Consider the following 15,937-nt stretch of genomic DNA (forward strand, 5'->3'; position numbering starts at 1 on the left):
TTTCCTGATTTGTCTTATGCCATCTTATCCCGGTCATAATTTTTATCCGCTTTTCTGTCATCTATTCGTTCTATCCGCCGTGCTTTTCCATCCATTCACATTCCTTCCGGGCAGCCTTCAGAGACGCTTCGTACCCTTTCAGGATCTCCATAAGTCTCTGTACATCGATGATGCCGCTGGCTTTATTTTCCGGGTGATCCATCCATGGATGCTGTTTTTCCGGCGGATAAATATTTTCTATGGTATTTTCCCCGATCCGATACCATTTCTTCTGATAGCAGATCGTGTTGTCCGCCGGGTTTAAAAAGGTTTCCAGTTCCGTCAGTAGATAGATCTCTGCCGGCGTCCGGGGATTACCTTCCAGACCTCTCACGGCAGTGACCTTCACAGTTCCACCCTCCGGTACTACACACAGCCACATGGGCTCTGCCGGTTTTTTCCATAATTTATCCAGTATAAAGTTCAACGGTCCCAGCAACAGGATCGTCATGAAAAACGCCAGCGCTCCCGTCAGTTCCGGAATCCAGTCACCCCACAACAGCATCTGGAACAGCAGATGGTCACTCTCCCGCACACCCCAGACCTTCATCACTACCAGCACGGTTGCTACCATATAGATCAGTATAGTGATCAGGGCAAACGGCATCAGTACTTTTTCTTTTTTCATGCCCCATGCGGCATAAGCCTTGCATTCATCGTCCGTAAAAAGCACGGGCAGTTCATAGCTCTCTGTCATGCTCCGCTTCTCCCTCTTTTGCTATTCTCCGAGAATAATATGCAGGAACCGCTTGTCCAACATCAACGTCCGGTTCCAGGGATTCAGGATCACACCCTCGATACCATCGGCAGTCAACGTCATGCGGAACAGCTGCTCCATATCTGTGAGAAAAGTGGACATTACGCTGCCGCTTCCCTTTAATTCTTCCTCAAATCCGGTGAAGGCCGACCACCATTTTTTCCCATCGGAGGTCTGCACCGCCTGCAGGCGCATGGCAGTTCCGGCGGCCTGTGTCACCGCTTCCTGCACATCTGCTGAGGGCGGTTCCACCGCCACGATAAGCTGTCCCTGCTCCCGCATACGTCTGCGCACCACCGTCAGGGCATGCGCCAGAAGTTTTTCTGTCGGCTCCTGCTGTAATGCCAGAATTGCCTCCTCTATTTTCTCATTTCCCTGTAAACCTTTATCTTTCTTTTCGTCCATAACCGTAATGTTGTCCTTTTTAATTGTAGTCGTTAAATCGCTTCATCCTGTTTCCCATGTCCCTTACGCAATCTTGTATGCAATCCGTCGAATTCCATAAGAGCCCCAGGCAACACAGCTCATGCCTATGCCTATCATACCATAAATGCCTCCGCAATTCCACTCACGTTTCCCTCCAGAAGCTGTCTTTTCCTTGACAGTGGGGATATTCGTTGCTAACATGAACCTGAGCGTTTGATGCTTAGAAATGAGGATAATTATGGATACTTTTGACCCGAAGCACATTTACAGCGATGCCGCAAAGCTGGCTCGTCTGAAAGATAAAAAGCTTTTCCTGTTCGATATCGACGGCACCATTGCCGTAGGCGATACCTTGTATGAGGGAAGTGCGGATCTTTTCCGCTACATTCAGGCCATCGGCGGCAGGGCTTATTACATTACCAACAATTCCACAAAAAGCGGACTGGACTATGTGAAAAAATTCCACGATGCATTTCACCTGGACAACACGGAGGATCAGTTCATCACCTCTGGCTATATGACGCTGCGTTTTTTGAAGGAGAATTATGCAGACAAGAAAATCTTCGTTCTGGGAACCGCTTCCTTTGTGGCGGAACTGCGAAAGAATGGCCTCTGGGTAACCGAGGTCTGCGAGGACAGCATTGACTGCGTGGTCGTTGCCTATGACAGTGAATTAAATTATGCAAAGCTTACCGAAGTCTGCAAGATTTTATTCACCCAGGATGTTCCTTTCTACGGCACCAACCCGGATCTGCGCTGCCCCATCGACTTCGGCTTTATCCCCGATTGCGGTGCCATCTGCGACATGATCACCGCCACCACAGACAAACAGCCCATCTATCTGGGCAAGCCCAGCAAAGAGGTCGTAAAGCTTTGCCTTGAAGTCTCCGGCTTCACTCCCGAGGAGACTCTGGTGGTTGGCGATCGTCTGTACACCGATATTGCCTGCGGCATCAACGGTGGTGTGGACACCTGTGTTCTCTTCACCGGCGAGGCACAAAAAAAGGATATTCTGACTCCCGAGGGGGAGCCGAATACCCAATATCTGCCGGACTATGCTTTTGAAAATGTGCAGGAATTATTAAATGCCTGCCAGGGTGAAATAAATTTTAAATAGCTCTCTTCACGACACCGATTCCCAACGGATAAGGTCCGGTGTGTACGCCAATGGTGGCACCGATCTGGATGATGGGAATGGTGTCGATGTCGTATCCCTTTTCTTTCAGTCTGCCTGCCAGTCTGTCGCGGAACTCTACGGCTTCTTCATAATCGTAGCCATATCCCACGCAGACGTTGTAATTGGCAATATCTGCCTTTTCCTCTGCAAAATATGCTAACAGCAAATCGATATTTTTATCTACCGTCTTGCGACGGCTTCTGCCGATACCGGAGGGGAAGATTTCTCCCTCTTTTAAGGTAATGATGGGCTTGATGCCAAGCAGGCTGCCGGCCACGCTGGCTACTTTGCCGATACGTCCGCCGTGCTTTAAATATTCCATATTTCCTACGGTGAAAAAGATTCTGCCGGAGATCTTGATCTCATTCAGGCGATCGATACTCTCCTGGTAACTCTTCCCCGCATCTCTAAGGCGTACCGCTTCCAATACATAGATGCCCTGCAATACGGTATTCACAGTAGAGTCGCAGACATAAATCTGTGCATTGGGATATTCCTCTTCCAGGATCGCTTTTGCATTCAGAGCAGACTGCATGGAGCCGCTGAACTTGGTGGTGATACAGATGCAGATGATGGGAGTTCCCGCCTTGACAAAAGGAAGAAATGCATCTACATAATCCTGCACGGAAGGCATGGAAGACTTCGGATATACATCCGGGTGATCCACCATTTCCTGATAGAACTCACGGACACCGATCTCTATCATTTCCTTCTGGTATTTCCCCTCTTCAAAAGATACATAAAAGGGAACTACCGTAATGTCTTTTTCTTTGGTCAGCTCCATGGGAAGATCACAGGAACCGTCTGATATAATATGAAATGCTTCGCTCATTATCGCATACACCTTTCTACTTGTTTGCAGAGTTTAGCTTACCACGTTGTGGAGTAAAAAGCAATGAGTTTTTGTTATTATATTTCATTTCGTGGTGTTTTATGTTGTTTTATGTAGTTTTTATTACTATATGTATGGAAAATCCGAATTACGCGATATTTGTCGATGAAAGTTTGTCAACCAACATACAACATTCGTTGACAATGGGCAGTTCTCTCGATATACTTGAGTTGTTAACCATTCATTCCCCCAGTTAACATTTTCTGCAGGAATGACCCCCTTTCATTCTCTGCAAACCCAAAAAACAGCCCGGCAGGATCTCCTGTCGGGCTGCGTTATTGTCTTCTATTATTCCTATCTTTATATGGAGTAATCCAGATTCTCCAGGCGCTTGTTCCGTCGTTCCACCAGATCCGCAATGGTGACTCCGTCCACTACCTTGTTCACTGCATCATACAATTCCTGCCATACCTCCAGAGTCTCACAGGTATCACATCGTTCGCAGATATCAGCGCCTTCCTCCAGACATGCCACCGGAGCCAGTGAGCCTTCCGTCAGTCGTAAGATCATTCCTACAGTAAAATCTGCCGGATCCTTGGCAATACGATAACCACCCTGGGCACCACGGACGCTTTTTACATAACCTGCCTTGTTCAAAACAGCAATGATCTGCTCCAGATACTTTTCGGAAATCCCCTGTCTGGCAGCAATTTCTTTTACCTTGATACACTCTCCGTTGTTGTTCAATGCCAGATCCAGCATGACACGTACTGCATATCTTCCTTTGGTTGAAATTTTCATCCTATCCTCATTTCCGAGCATCTTCCTGCTCTGTTTCACTTTTAATGTCCGCCGGCTTATACCAAAGCGATTCTGAACTGCTCCAAATTTTCCACGGTTTCCACAGATTCTATCTTCTTTTCTCTTTTCCCAGAGTTCATATAGGATTTGTGGAAACAACAGAAAAATCAGGAGAGCACCCATGAATGCTACTTGATGGAATGCTCTCCGGATTTCGCATTACTTTACTGTCGCTTCATCTTACTTGTAAGGGATAACGCCACCATTATAATTGTCATTGATATACTGCTTGATCTCATCAGACTTCAGAGTATCTACCAGTGCCTTGATCTTAGGCAGATTCTCGTTGCCTTCCTTTACAGCGATAACGTTTACATAAGTAGCTGCTGCCTCAGAATCAGCACTCTCGAATAACAGAGCATCATCTGCAACAGTCAGGCCTGCTTCCATAGCGTAGTTACCATTCAGGACACCGAAGGATACCTCGGGAAGGGTTCTTGGAACCTGTGCTGCCTCCAGCTCTACGAAGGTGATGTTGTGAGGATTCTCTACAATATCCTTGGTAGTAGCGGTCAGACCTACACCATCCTTCAGGGTGATGTAACCGTTATCCTGTAACAGTAACAGAGCACGTGCCTCATTGGTGGTATCGTTGGGTACTGCGATAGTTGCATTGTCAATGTTGTCTAAGCTGGTCTCAGTTCCGGGATACAGCCCGAAGGGCTCGTAATGGATACCGCCGGCATTTACCAGATGGGTACCTTTCTCCTCGTTGAAGCTCTCCAGATAAGGAATATGCTGGAAGTAGTTTGCATCGAAATCACCGGACTCTACTACTAAATTAGGCTGTACATAGTCATCAAAAATCTGAATCTCCAGAGTATAACCCTGCTCCGCTAACAGAGGCTTTGCTGCCTCCAGGATCTCTGCATGAGGTACTGCACTTGCAGCTACCTTGATAGTGGTATCAGTGTCAGCTACTTCCTTGCTTTCTGTTGCCTCGGTAGTCTGGGCAGCGGTTTCCTGGTTAGCTGTTGTTGCAGCTGCCTCGCTGGTCTGCGCAGCTGTTTCGTTGCTGCCGCAGCCGGTCAGTGCGCTCACAGACAATGCTGCAACTGCAATCAAAGCAATCACTTTCTTTTTCATAATTCTCCTCCTAAATCTTTTGGTAAAAAATTTTAGTCTATTGAATCAGATGCCTTACATCTGCCTCAATCTTTTCGTTTTCCCTAACGGGTTCTCTTATCCAATTTCTTGGAAATCGTCATTCCGATATATTGCATCAGCTGTACCAGCACTATCAGCAATACCACAGTCACCCACATGATGCTGCTATCGTAACGGTAGTAACCGTAACGGATTGCGATATCACCCAGTCCGCCACCGCCGACGATACCCGCCATAGCGGAGTATCCCAGAATCGTACCCAGGGCAATCGTTACATTGACGATCAGGGAAGTCTTTGCCTCTCCGATCATTACTTTCCAGATGATGGTCCAGAGGTTCGCTCCCATGCTCTGTGCCGCCTCAATAACGCCGTGATCCACTTCCAACAGAGAGGACTCTACCATTCTGGCTATAAACGGTGCCGCTGACAGTGTCAACGGAACGATCGTTGCGGTCGGTCCATAGCTTTTTCCTACGATGATCCGTGTCAACGGCTGAATCACGATCAGCAAAATCAAAAACGGAAAGCTTCGAACAACATTCACGACCACATCTAATACCTTATAAATAATCTTATTCGGTCGAAGTCCCTTCGGTGCGGTAATTACCAGGGCAATTCCCATCGGCAGTCCGAGCACATACCCCATAAACGTTGTTGCCAACGTCATGTACAAAGTAACAAAGATGCCTTCCACCACCATCATAGTCGTTGCATTATCCCACATAGTCTCTCAACTCCTCCACTTCCAGTTTTCTCTCCTGCAAATAATGGATCATCTTGTTCGCTGCCAGTTCATCCTCCGGCAGTTGCAGGATCATCTGTCCATGGGCGATACCGCCGATGTCCTTGGTATCCGCTAACAGGATATTAACGGGAGCCTTGCACTCCAGCACCATATTGGCGATCACAGGTTCAAAAGAAGAATTCTCAGTGAAAACAATGCGGATGCAGCGTTTGCCGGACATTTCCTTTGCCTTGGGATCCACCATGAACACCAGCTTTCTTGCGGCTGCGGACTGGGGTCTGGAGAATACCTCCTCCACAGTACCGTGCTCTGCCAGTTCTCCGGCATCGATAATGGCTACATGGGAACAGATCTCCTGTACCACAGCCATCTCATGAGTGATGATCACGATGGTGATGCCGTACTGTTTGTTGATGTCCTGTAATAATTTCAGGATCTCCTTGGTCGTCGTGGGATCCAGCGCACTGGTCGCCTCATCACACAGCAGAATCTTCGGCGTATTGGCAAGAGCTCTTGCGATTGCCACACGCTGCTTCTGTCCACCGGAGAGTTGGGAAGGATAAGCGTCTGCTTTTTCCTTCAGTCCTACGATCTCGAGCAGTTCCATAGCACGCTTTCTGGCCGCCTGCTTCTTCACACCCACGATCTCCATGGGGAAGCATACATTGTCCAGAACACTTCTCTGCATGAGCAGATTAAAATGCTGAAAGATCATCGCAATGCCTGTACGAACCTTACGAAGTTCCGCCTCTGTCAAGGTCGAAAGATCCTGATCCTCTACCACAACAGTTCCGGTGGTGGGCTTCTCCAGGTAGTTCAGGCAACGCACCAGGGTAGACTTTCCGGCACCACTCATACCGATGATGCCATAGATATCTCCCTTGTTGATATCCAGGCTGATGCCCTTCAGGGCCTCTACCTGATTATCCTTACCTATAAAAGTTTTTGTTACATTCTTGATCTGAATGATCGGTTCCATAAGTTCCTCCATTCCAGGTTCGCACTTTTAAGGGGAGAAAAGCGCAAATTCCTTGAATTCCTAGTACCATGCCATACATTCTAACACAAGAATGCAAGTCTGTCCAGTTCTGCAAATTTCGTCTTAAGCTTCTGCAAACATAGGGGTGGACAGGTATCTGTCACCGGAATCGGGAAGCAATGCTACGACTGTTTTGCCTGCATTTTCAGGGCGTTTTGCGATCTGTGCTGCTGCGTACAGAGCTGCGCCGGAGGTGATTCCTACCAGGATACCTTCCTTATGAGCGATGAGGCGGCCGGTGGTAAATGCCTGGTCTGTGGTAACGGTAAAGATCTCATCGTAAATACCGGTGTTCAGAACGGAAGGAACAAATCCGGCACCGATACCCTGCAGCTTGTGGGGTCCGGGCTGTCCGCCGGAAAGTACGGGAGAATCCGCAGGTTCTACTGCTACGACCTTCACATTGGGGTTCTTGGATTTTAAGTATGTGCCGATACCGGTCACGGTTCCGCCGGTACCTACGCCTGCTACGAAGATGTCTACCTTGCCATCGGTGTCTTCCCAGATCTCGGGACCGGTGGTAGCTGCATGTGCAGCGGGGTTCGCGGGGTTATCAAACTGTCCGAGGATCACGGCTCCCGGGATGGACTTCTCCAGCTCTTCTGCCTTGGCGATAGCTCCCTTCATGCCCTTGGAGCCTTCGGTCAGTACCAGCTCTGCACCGTATGCCTTCAGGAGGTTACGGCGCTCCACACTCATGGTCTCGGGAAGAGTAAGAATGGTTCTGTAGCCCTTGGCTGCAGCCACACTTGCCAGGCCGATACCGGTGTTGCCGGAGGTGGGTTCGATGATGGTGGAGCCTTCTTTTAAAATACCCTTCTTCTCGGCATCTTCGATCATTGCCAGTGCGATTCTGTCCTTAACGCTTCCTGCGGGATTGAAGTACTCCAGCTTTGCCAACAGTTCTACGCCTTCAATGTTCTGGTCTTTCAAGTAATTGTTTACTTTTAAAAGGGGTGTATGTCCGATCAGCTGGGTTGCGGATGTGTAAATCTTACTCATAATGAAATCCTCCTTATACTTGAAAATTGTGTTCGTTTTCTATTTCCTACTTATCTGATAGGGATGTTATGATTTTATACTATACTATTCCGCTAGGAATGTCAACCATTATTTTTTAAAATTTTTGAGAGTTGTGCCGTGGAACGGAAAATGGTATGATTTAGGTAATTAATCCGTAGTCCCAACAGCAAGTAAGAAACGCGGCACGCTCGTACTTTAGTACGATGCGCTCATGTCGCAGAGCGTAGCGGTACATAAGCGGTCACAGTACGACCGCAATGCGTCCCTTAGGACGCTATGGTACCGACGTCTGCTTACGGCCTGCTTATTTTTACTTGCTGTCGTGACTACTGGGTTATTCATTAATCAGGAAGGAAACACCATCCATGGCAAATAACATTTACCGCGTTCCTACTATATATAGTGATATCAAAAAAACGACTGAACCTCTCTCAGTCCGGGTACCGGGTTCTAAGAGTATCACGAACCGCAGTCTCCTTCTGGCGATGCTGGCGGAGGGGAAGTCCACGCTGCGTGGAGTGTTGTTCTCGGATGATTCGAGACATTTTCTTAAGTGTGTGCAGGATCTGGGATTTGAGACGACGGTGGATGAGGAGAGCTATATCGTCACGGTAGAAGGACTGGGAGGAAAGCTTCCCTGTGAAGAGGCTACGTTAAATGTGGGAAGTGCAGGAACGGCAGCGCGTTTTCTGACAGCTACGTTAGGTGTCTCGGAAGGTGTTTTTCACATGGATTCTTCGGAGCAGATGAAGAGGCGCCCCATGGATCCGCTTCTGTCCTCTCTGGCAGAATTGGGGTGTGAGGTCCGCTGTGAAGGAGAAGATGGGCATTTTCCTTTTACGCTGACCGCTCATGGGTTCGGACAGGATCATATCTCCATCGATATCGGGCACAGCAGTCAGTTTCTGAGTGCGCTGCTGATTGCTTCGACTTTGTCTTCGGAAGATTTTATGATTCAGGTAGAGGGTACCCACGGTATGGCTTATATCGAAATGACACGGAAAATGATGGAGCAGTTCGGTGTCAGGGTGGAACATCCCGCCGCAGATCAGTTCCGTATCTGCACCGGTCAAAAGTATCGTGCACTGGATTATCAGATTGAACCGGACGTCTCCGCCGCCTGCTATTTTTATGCAATGACACCGTTACTGGGTATTCCCGTATGTGTGGAGCATGTGCACTTTGAAAGTCTGCAGGGAGATGTGGAATTCTTACATATTTTAGAGAAAATGGGCTGCACCGCACAGGAGACGGAAAATGGGGTACTCCTGCTGCCTCCCGCAGGGCAGACGGATACCGGAACGCAGGTTCCTGCCTTCCATGGCATCACCGTGGACATGTCTTCCTGCTCCGATCAGGCCATCACTCTGGCAGCTATTGCGCCTTTTGCTGACAGTCCCACCTGTATTACAGGCATCGGTCACATCCGTTTCCAGGAAAGTGACCGTATCCATGCCATCTGCACGGAACTGACCCGCATGGGCATCCACTGCGAAGAGACACAGGACAGCATCACTATCTATCCCGGCATGCCGCACCCCTGCTCCGTAGCGACCTACGATGATCACCGCATGGCCATGGGCTTTGCCCTGACCGGGCTCCGGGCCGAAGGTATCGTGATCGACGATCCCGGATGCTGCCGCAAAACTTTCGAGAACTATTTTGAAGTACTGGATCAGGTGATTGCGAAGATAATCGAAATGTAGGAATAGAATCATCCGTACTCACATAAACTATAAGTGGCTGCGCTGTGTTGCTTGCGAGGTACACAGCCAGGGGAGCCCATGCGTGGGCTCCTTTTTCACGTACAATTCACAAAGCATCCCGATATACCCGCATCACATTTCCCCAGAAAATCCCATCCAGCTGGTTTTCCGTAAAGCCGGCTGTTTTTAGTCTGTCCCACAATACCGGCATTGCCTCCGCACCGGGAAGAGCCGGATTTGTGGGGATGCCGTCGAAGTCACTGCCCAGACCCAGTATTTCCATACCGCCGACATCAGTGATATGTCTTGCCTGCCGTATCAGTGCTTCCCACAGCACCTCTGGATCTTTGCTTCCGCCATCCACCAGAAATTTATCATAATAGTTCAGTCCCATACAGCCGCCCCGCTCCGCCAGTCTGCGGACCCGGTCATCCGTCAGATTCCGGAGGGACGGACATACAGCCCTTGCGTTGGAATGGCTTGCCACGAAGGGCTTCTTCGTACATTCCCATACATCGTCAAAGCCGGCATCCGACAGATGGGAGACGTCCGGGATCATTCCGAGACGCTCCATCTCTGTGACAAAATCGCGGCCGGTTTCCGTCAGACCACACGCCGCATCCCTGCCATCGGATCCACGTATCCCAGTCTCACCTTTCTCCGTCTCTATCGCCGTTGTCGGATTTTCCCCCGCACAGCTGCTCCTCCCGGTTCCCGGTATTTTCTCCTGAACAGATTTCTCCGTTAGTCTCCCATCTACGTCGCCCCTGCTCTGCCCCAGACACCGACGCGTGGCTGGCCACCCCAGTTCATTCCGATAATTCCAGGTTAACGTCAGCATCCGCACCCCCATGTCATACAGTTCCCGTAGCCTCTCCAGACTTCCGCCGCAGACCGCCCCTTCTTCCACCGTCAAAAGTGCCGACAGTTTCCCACAGGCTTCATTTTTCAAAATATCTTCATAGCACAGTACCGGGACAATCCGGTTCTTGTTTTTCTCCAGCTCCGTCCGGTAGACCTCATACAGAGCACACACCCGCTCCCAGGGTGTCGGTGTGCACTTTCCGATATCCACAAACAGGGCGAAATTCTGCAACAGATATCCGCTCTCCTGCATCCGCTTAAGATCCAGATGGCCGCTGTTTTTCCAAAGTTCCCCGCCCCGATCCGCCAGTTCGGATATGGTGTCGCAATGCATATCTATGATCTTCATGTTTTCTCCTGATCCCCTATGAAAAAGAGAGCATCCACAGCTCTATGTTCCTGCCATGAATACTCCCTCTTACTTTCTTTGTTCAATTTATGCTGTTGTCAGCAAAAAATACCTTAGTTCTCTTCACCCTTGACTGCGAAGCATACGCCGGTATCGTCGGGCTTATCCTCATCAAACTTGTAGTCCTTGCCGGGCAGGATAGCGTTCAGGATAATGCCGGCCAGCGCGCCGACTGCCAGTCCGGACAGGCTGATGGTGATCTCACCGATGTGGAATGCGATAGCACCTGCTGCACTATAGTTGATACCGATGGACAGTACCAGAATCAGAGCGGCGATGATAACGTTACGACTCTTGGTGAAATCTACCTGAGTCTCAACGATATTACGAACACCGACTGCGGAGATCATACCATACAGTACCAGGGATACACCACCGCAGGTAGCGGTAGGCATACAACCGATCAATGCTGCTACCTTCGGGGAGAAGGAGAACAGTACAGCAAAGCCTGCTGCAATACGGATAACTCTGGGATCAAATACCTTGGTCAGAGACAGTACACCGGTGTTCTCACCGTAAGTGGTATTCGCAGGAGCACCGAACAGGGACGCGATAATGGTAGCCAGACCATCACCTAACAGAGTGCGGTGCAGTCCGGGATCCTTGATATAGTTCACACCGACGGTGGAAGAAATAGCGGAGATATCTCCGATATGCTCTACCATGGTAGCCAGTGCGATAGGCATGATGGTGATCACGGAAGTGATCAGCAGGGAAGTGTTGCCGTCGGACAGTGCCCAGAAGGCGGTCTCATTCCAGTGAATGGGAAGTCCGATCCATGCAGCTTCCGCTACCGGTGTGAAATCCACACGGCCAAGGATGGCTGCCACCACATAAGAACCGATAACACCGATGATAATAGGAACGATCTTCACCATTCCCTTACCCCAGATATTGCAGATCACTACCAGTGCGATAGCAACCACTGCGATCAGCCAGTCTGCGGAACAGTTGTTGATAGCGGACTGGGACAGGGTCAGACCGATGGCAATGATGATGGGGCCGGTTACGATGGGCGGGAAGAAACGCATTACCTTGCCGGTACCGAATATCTTGATTAACAGGGATAATACCAGATACAGCAGACCTGAGCAGGCCACGCCGAAGCAGGCATAAGGAAGCAGTGCGGAATTGTCCGCTCCGTCTGCCATAGGGGCAATCGCGGCATAACCGCCTAAGAATGCAAAGGAAGAACCCAGGAATGCGGGTACCTTTCTCTTGGTCAGCAGATGGAACAGTAAAGTTCCCAGACCTGCAAATAACAGTGTTGTGGAAACATCCAGACCTGTCAGCATGGGTACCAGAATAGTGGCACCAAACATTGCGAACATGTGCTGAAGTCCCAACAGAAGCATCTTGGGCACGCCCAAGGATCTGGCATCGTAAATGCCGTTTTCGCCGAGTGTAGTCTTCTCGCTCATTTTTTTCCTCCTGTGTCATAGACATGTGAACATGTAACTATTTTTCGTCGCATAAATTCGGGCAGATAGACCTCTATCTGCCCACACCTATGTGACCCTATTAGTTACATGATAGCTTTTCACCGTTCTACAGTCAAGAGGAAAATCACTCCACCGCATGCTCTTTCAGGAAATCCAGCCAGATAGGAATATACTGTGCCTTCAGGTGCACCCCGTCGTAAGTATAGGAAGCCACCATCCCTCCGGTCTCATCGCAGATCAGCGGATTCACATCCAGAAAAAATATCTTCTGATCATCCGCCAGCTTTGCGATTTCTGCATTTCTGGCTTCGATTCCTTCGTTGGTGATATAGTCCCCCTGTTCGGAGCGTTCCGTTGTTACTTTCATGATGGCCTGCAGATAGATCACCGCATCCGGCTGCAGTTCCTGCAAATGCTGAACCGCTTCCCCATAGGCCTTCATAAAAGATTCCACCGTACCGGTACCCATTTCGTTGATACCGATCATCAGATAGATCTTGGCAAACTGCTTCTCCGACAAGGCTTCCTCCACCGTGATCTTTTTCTTCTGTCCAGGCACCGATACAATGGCACTGTCGAACATCTTGTAGACTGTCAGTCCGGTGGAAGCATAAAACGTGGATGTCTCCTCCAGTCCGCCGTACTCATACATGCCTACCGTCCGGGAATCCCCGATAAATACCGCATCATCAAAATAACTGTCATCCACCGTGTGATAGACCACTTCCTGCGGTATCTCTTCCACAGGAACCGTCGCGGCGGGATCCTGCGTCTCTGTTCCGGTGGTCTCCGGCATTGCGGCCTCTTCTCCCGTAGCTGGACTCTGCACCGTCCCCATCGTCTGATCCGTCTGGTTCCCGTCACTCACTGTATCTCCGGTCTTTACGTTTTCCCCCGGCACATTGCCGGATACGGATCCCGTTGCATCACTCTGTTCCCCGGATATTCCCGGCCATTTTCCTTCCACCAGCTGCTCCGCCAGAAGCACTCCTTTCGTATAGGTCTCCTGCAGCGGTTCCGTATATACCTGCCAGTTATCCGTCCAGGTAAAGAATACAATTCCCGCCAGCAAAAGACATCCCAAAAAGGAGTATTTATGCAATTTTTCCTTCATTTTCGACCAAATATTTTTATTTTCTGCATGATTCATTGCATAATGACCTTTTCCTAAAAGCTAAAATACATAAAAGGATTATTTCCTTCTAATAAAAGTCTCCAGATGCAATACCAGAAGAGCCCCGACAGAAGCACCTTCACCGGCAGCTTATCCTGCCACTTATGGTACAGCTTCTCAATGACCGGTGTGCAGGCCAGTCCGGAGACCAGAAGCAGTCCTCCATAGGTACTGAGTGCCTTCCAGGCATCCTCGTAACCGCCGCTGAAGCCCGGTACCAGCCACAGCATCTTATCCAGATAGACCTGTAACTGTGACAGGTCCGTGATAGCAAAGCACATCCAGCTCATTGGGATGACCAGCCACAGATAAATGTGCGGCAATACCTTCATTTTATGTACAAATTTTAATCTGCCCAACTGCCGTTCCAGTACGATGCAGATCCAGAGCAGTCCGCCCCAGCAGAAGAAGTTCCAGCCGGCACCATGCCAGAAAGCGGTCAGCATCCATACCACCAGGAGGTTAAAAATCGTGCGAAGCTCTCCCTGTCTGCTGCCGCCTAACGGAATATACACATATCGGCAGAACCACTGTCCCAACGTCATATGCCATCTGCGGTAAAAATCCCGGACACTTCTGGCCATATAGGGTCTGCGGAAGTTGGCCGGCAGTTCGATCCCCATCATCCGGCCCAGTCCCATGGCCATCAGGGAATAGCCCCAGAAATCAAAATAGATCTCCATGGAATAGGCGATGGCTGCCAGCCATGCTAACGGTGTCGAGATGCTTTCAAATCCGGTCACCTGCACCTCGTGCCACAAGATTCCCACCCGGTCTGCCAGTAGCACCTTGGCCGCCAGTCCCAGAATAAACAGCTTCATACCGTCTTCCAGCCCCCGCACCGTGAAAGTGCGCTCCGTCAGGCTGTCCGAGATATCGCCATATCTTGTGATCGGTCCGGAGATCAGTTTCGGGAACATGATCACATAAGTAGCAAACTTCAAAAAAGAATACTCCCTGCTCACCTCTCCCCGGTACACATCGATCTGATAAGACAATATCTGGAAGGTGTAAAAGCTGATCCCCAGCGGCAGCCCCGCAGAGCCTCCCCAGTCCTTGAACCAGAGCAGTACCGCCAGATTCGCGCCAAGTGTCAGGATCAGCAGAAGCTTTTTCCGCCACAACGTCTTAGGACTGCGTTTTGCCAGATGAAGACCCAGAAAATAATTGCACAATATAGATATCATTAAAAGGGGAAGATACCTGACGTCTCCCCTGGCATAAAAAACAATGCTTCCCACGAGCAGTGTCAGGTTCCTGTATTTGCGAGGTGTGATCCCGTAGACGATCAGAAAGATCGGCAGGAACCACAGCAGAAATTCAATACTGCTGAATATCAAAAAAATCACATCTTTCTATTTCTGTTTATCTGTCTTACTATCATAGTAGCTTGAAACCGTTTCTATTACAACAAAACAATTCTTAATTTTAAATGACAGAATTTTACAACTGCTTAATCTTTTTGCAATTTTTCACCGCATCGTTTACAATAGTTTTAACACCACAGGGCTGCGCCCGAGAAAGGATATTTTCCATGAAAGAACAGTTATATACCATCCCTTTAAACGATGCCGTAAATGCACAGGACGAATGCCCTTTCTGCTTTATCCACCGCAGTATTGAACAGGATCTTCTGGATTTCGTGTTAGGCTCCGGTTCCTCTTATATGGAAGCGGACATCCGCGAACAAACCGACAAAGCAGGCTTCTGCCGGTATCATTTTCAGAAAATGTTCGACTACGGCAATACTCTGGGCAATGCCTGGATCTTAAAGACCCACTACCAGCGCATGATCCGGGAAATGCAGCAGGAATTTGCCTCCTTCCGCCCCGGCAAAAGCTCTCTCCTGGGTAAATTCAAAAAAGCCGAAGGCAATGAAAATACCATCGGCATGTGGGTTCGTGCAAAAGAGGATTCCTGCTATATCTGTTCCCAGTATAAAGATACCTACGCCAGATATCTGGACACCTTTTTCTACCTGTGGAAAAATGATGAAAACTTCCGCAATAAAGTCATAAACGGCAAAGGCTTCTGCCTGCCCCACTTCGGCGATCTCTGCGAAGCCGCTGACCGCAAACTTTCCGATAAGGAAAAACAGGACTTTTACGATCAGTTGCTGCCGGTCATGGAATCCAACATGCAGCGCATTTCCGAAGACGTCTCCTGGCTGGTGGAAAAATTCGACTATCGCAACAAAGACGCCGACTGGAAGAGCTCCAGGGATGCCATCCAGCGCGGTATGCAGAAATTAAAAGGCGGATATCCCGCAGATCCCGCCTATAAGATGTCTAAATAGCCGCAAAATTTTATTCAAAAATACGATGCAATTATGATG

At 49.2% G+C, this 15,937-nt stretch carries 15 protein-coding genes; 3 read left to right on the top strand and 12 right to left on the bottom strand.

Going from position 1 to position 15,937, the window contains the following annotated elements:
- Nucleotides 1-70 precede the first annotated feature (70 nt).
- Both OCV96_RS05925 and OCV96_RS05930 read right to left on the bottom strand, forming a co-directional pair.
- On the bottom strand, nt 71-736 hold the full coding sequence (locus OCV96_RS05925) for a hypothetical protein (RefSeq protein WP_262593798.1): 666 nt from the start codon (nt 734-736) through the stop codon (nt 71-73).
- Between the two features lie 21 nt (nt 737-757).
- Complete coding sequence (locus tag OCV96_RS05930) at nt 758-1,201, bottom strand: SseB family protein (protein ID WP_262593800.1); 444 nt, start codon at nt 1,199-1,201, stop codon at nt 758-760.
- Between the two features lie 259 nt (nt 1,202-1,460).
- Here OCV96_RS05930 and OCV96_RS05935 point away from each other — a divergent pair, with 259 nt between their 5' ends.
- Entirely contained in the window at nt 1,461-2,339 is an 879-nt protein-coding gene (locus OCV96_RS05935; protein WP_262593801.1) for an HAD-IIA family hydrolase, read from the top strand.
- Here the strand turns inward: OCV96_RS05935 and OCV96_RS05940 are convergent.
- From OCV96_RS05940 to cysK, 6 genes are all read right to left on the bottom strand, one after another.
- On the bottom strand, nt 2,332-3,231 hold the full coding sequence (locus tag OCV96_RS05940; RefSeq protein WP_262593802.1) for a DegV family protein: 900 nt from the start codon (nt 3,229-3,231) through the stop codon (nt 2,332-2,334). The genes OCV96_RS05935 and OCV96_RS05940 overlap by 8 nt on opposite strands.
- A gap of 360 nt (nt 3,232-3,591) precedes the next feature.
- Nucleotides 3,592-4,032 (bottom strand): RrF2 family transcriptional regulator, encoded by a 441-nt coding sequence (locus OCV96_RS05945; protein ID WP_022311798.1) that lies wholly within the window; start codon nt 4,030-4,032, stop codon nt 3,592-3,594.
- A 240-nt stretch (nt 4,033-4,272) separates the two neighbouring features.
- The gene (locus OCV96_RS05950) at nt 4,273-5,178 is read right to left on the bottom strand and encodes a MetQ/NlpA family ABC transporter substrate-binding protein (RefSeq protein ID WP_262593803.1); all 906 of its coding nucleotides are present in this window, start codon (nt 5,176-5,178) and stop codon (nt 4,273-4,275) included.
- Between the two features lie 83 nt (nt 5,179-5,261).
- Nucleotides 5,262-5,924 carry a methionine ABC transporter permease gene (locus OCV96_RS05955; RefSeq protein WP_262593805.1) on the bottom strand — a complete coding sequence of 221 codons (663 nt, stop codon included), beginning with the start codon at nt 5,922-5,924 and terminating at the stop codon, nt 5,262-5,264.
- Nucleotides 5,914-6,924 (bottom strand): methionine ABC transporter ATP-binding protein, encoded by a 1,011-nt coding sequence (locus OCV96_RS05960; RefSeq protein WP_262593806.1) that lies wholly within the window; start codon nt 6,922-6,924, stop codon nt 5,914-5,916. Before OCV96_RS05960 ends, OCV96_RS05955 begins: the two co-directional genes overlap by 11 nt.
- Before the next feature lie 123 nt (nt 6,925-7,047).
- Complete coding sequence (gene cysK / locus OCV96_RS05965; protein ID WP_262593807.1) at nt 7,048-7,986, bottom strand: cysteine synthase A; 939 nt, start codon at nt 7,984-7,986, stop codon at nt 7,048-7,050.
- A 386-nt stretch (nt 7,987-8,372) separates the two neighbouring features.
- Between cysK and aroA the strand changes: the two genes are divergently transcribed.
- Nucleotides 8,373-9,713 carry a 3-phosphoshikimate 1-carboxyvinyltransferase gene (gene aroA, locus OCV96_RS05970; RefSeq protein ID WP_262593808.1) on the top strand — a complete coding sequence of 447 codons (1,341 nt, stop codon included), beginning with the start codon at nt 8,373-8,375 and terminating at the stop codon, nt 9,711-9,713.
- A gap of 106 nt (nt 9,714-9,819) precedes the next feature.
- Here the strand turns inward: aroA and OCV96_RS05975 are convergent, their stop codons facing one another.
- From OCV96_RS05975 to OCV96_RS05990, 4 genes are all read right to left on the bottom strand, one after another.
- Nucleotides 9,820-10,926, bottom strand: a complete 1,107-nt coding sequence (locus OCV96_RS05975) for a dipeptidase (protein ID WP_117467015.1) — start codon at nt 10,924-10,926, stop codon at nt 9,820-9,822.
- Nucleotides 10,927-11,039: 113 nt separating this feature from the next.
- On the bottom strand, nt 11,040-12,407 hold the full coding sequence (locus tag OCV96_RS05980) for a uracil-xanthine permease family protein (protein ID WP_022312131.1): 1,368 nt from the start codon (nt 12,405-12,407) through the stop codon (nt 11,040-11,042).
- A gap of 145 nt (nt 12,408-12,552) precedes the next feature.
- Nucleotides 12,553-13,578, bottom strand: a complete 1,026-nt coding sequence (locus OCV96_RS05985; RefSeq protein ID WP_262593809.1) for a GDSL-type esterase/lipase family protein — start codon at nt 13,576-13,578, stop codon at nt 12,553-12,555.
- Nucleotides 13,579-13,595: 17 nt separating this feature from the next.
- Nucleotides 13,596-14,942, bottom strand: coding sequence for an MBOAT family O-acyltransferase (locus OCV96_RS05990; protein ID WP_255713384.1), 1,347 nt, complete (start codon nt 14,940-14,942; stop codon nt 13,596-13,598).
- A 194-nt stretch (nt 14,943-15,136) separates the two neighbouring features.
- On the opposite strand from OCV96_RS05990, the gene OCV96_RS05995 reads away from it, so the two are divergent.
- Nucleotides 15,137-15,898, top strand: a complete 762-nt coding sequence (locus OCV96_RS05995) for a DUF6062 family protein (protein WP_227733803.1) — start codon at nt 15,137-15,139, stop codon at nt 15,896-15,898.
- Nucleotides 15,899-15,937: the final 39 nt, after the last annotated feature.

This window comes from Waltera acetigignens (assembly GCF_025567015.1).
Lineage (GTDB): Bacteria > Bacillota > Clostridia > Lachnospirales > Lachnospiraceae > Acetatifactor > Acetatifactor acetigignens.

What these genes read in the sequence shown, in the direction of transcription:
- OCV96_RS05985 (WP_262593809.1), bottom strand. Translation starts at nt 13,578, where the DNA reads ATGAATCATGCAGAAAATAAAAATATTTGGTCGAAAATGAAGGAAAAA.
- OCV96_RS05945 (WP_022311798.1), bottom strand. Translation starts at nt 4,032, where the DNA reads ATGAAAATTTCAACCAAAGGAAGATATGCAGTACGTGTCATGCTGGAT.
- aroA (WP_262593808.1), top strand. Translation starts at nt 8,373, where the DNA reads ATGGCAAATAACATTTACCGCGTTCCTACTATATATAGTGATATCAAA.
- OCV96_RS05935 (WP_262593801.1), top strand. Translation starts at nt 1,461, where the DNA reads ATGGATACTTTTGACCCGAAGCACATTTACAGCGATGCCGCAAAGCTG.
- OCV96_RS05995 (WP_227733803.1), top strand. Translation starts at nt 15,137, where the DNA reads ATGAAAGAACAGTTATATACCATCCCTTTAAACGATGCCGTAAATGCA.
- OCV96_RS05930 (WP_262593800.1), bottom strand. Translation starts at nt 1,201, where the DNA reads ATGGACGAAAAGAAAGATAAAGGTTTACAGGGAAATGAGAAAATAGAG.
- OCV96_RS05950 (WP_262593803.1), bottom strand. Translation starts at nt 5,178, where the DNA reads ATGAAAAAGAAAGTGATTGCTTTGATTGCAGTTGCAGCATTGTCTGTG.
- OCV96_RS05940 (WP_262593802.1), bottom strand. Translation starts at nt 3,231, where the DNA reads ATGAGCGAAGCATTTCATATTATATCAGACGGTTCCTGTGATCTTCCC.
- OCV96_RS05975 (WP_117467015.1), bottom strand. Translation starts at nt 10,926, where the DNA reads ATGAAGATCATAGATATGCATTGCGACACCATATCCGAACTGGCGGAT.
- OCV96_RS05925 (WP_262593798.1), bottom strand. Translation starts at nt 736, where the DNA reads ATGACAGAGAGCTATGAACTGCCCGTGCTTTTTACGGACGATGAATGC.
- OCV96_RS05960 (WP_262593806.1), bottom strand. Translation starts at nt 6,924, where the DNA reads ATGGAACCGATCATTCAGATCAAGAATGTAACAAAAACTTTTATAGGT.
- OCV96_RS05980 (WP_022312131.1), bottom strand. Translation starts at nt 12,407, where the DNA reads ATGAGCGAGAAGACTACACTCGGCGAAAACGGCATTTACGATGCCAGA.
- cysK (WP_262593807.1), bottom strand. Translation starts at nt 7,986, where the DNA reads ATGAGTAAGATTTACACATCCGCAACCCAGCTGATCGGACATACACCC.
- OCV96_RS05955 (WP_262593805.1), bottom strand. Translation starts at nt 5,924, where the DNA reads ATGTGGGATAATGCAACGACTATGATGGTGGTGGAAGGCATCTTTGTT.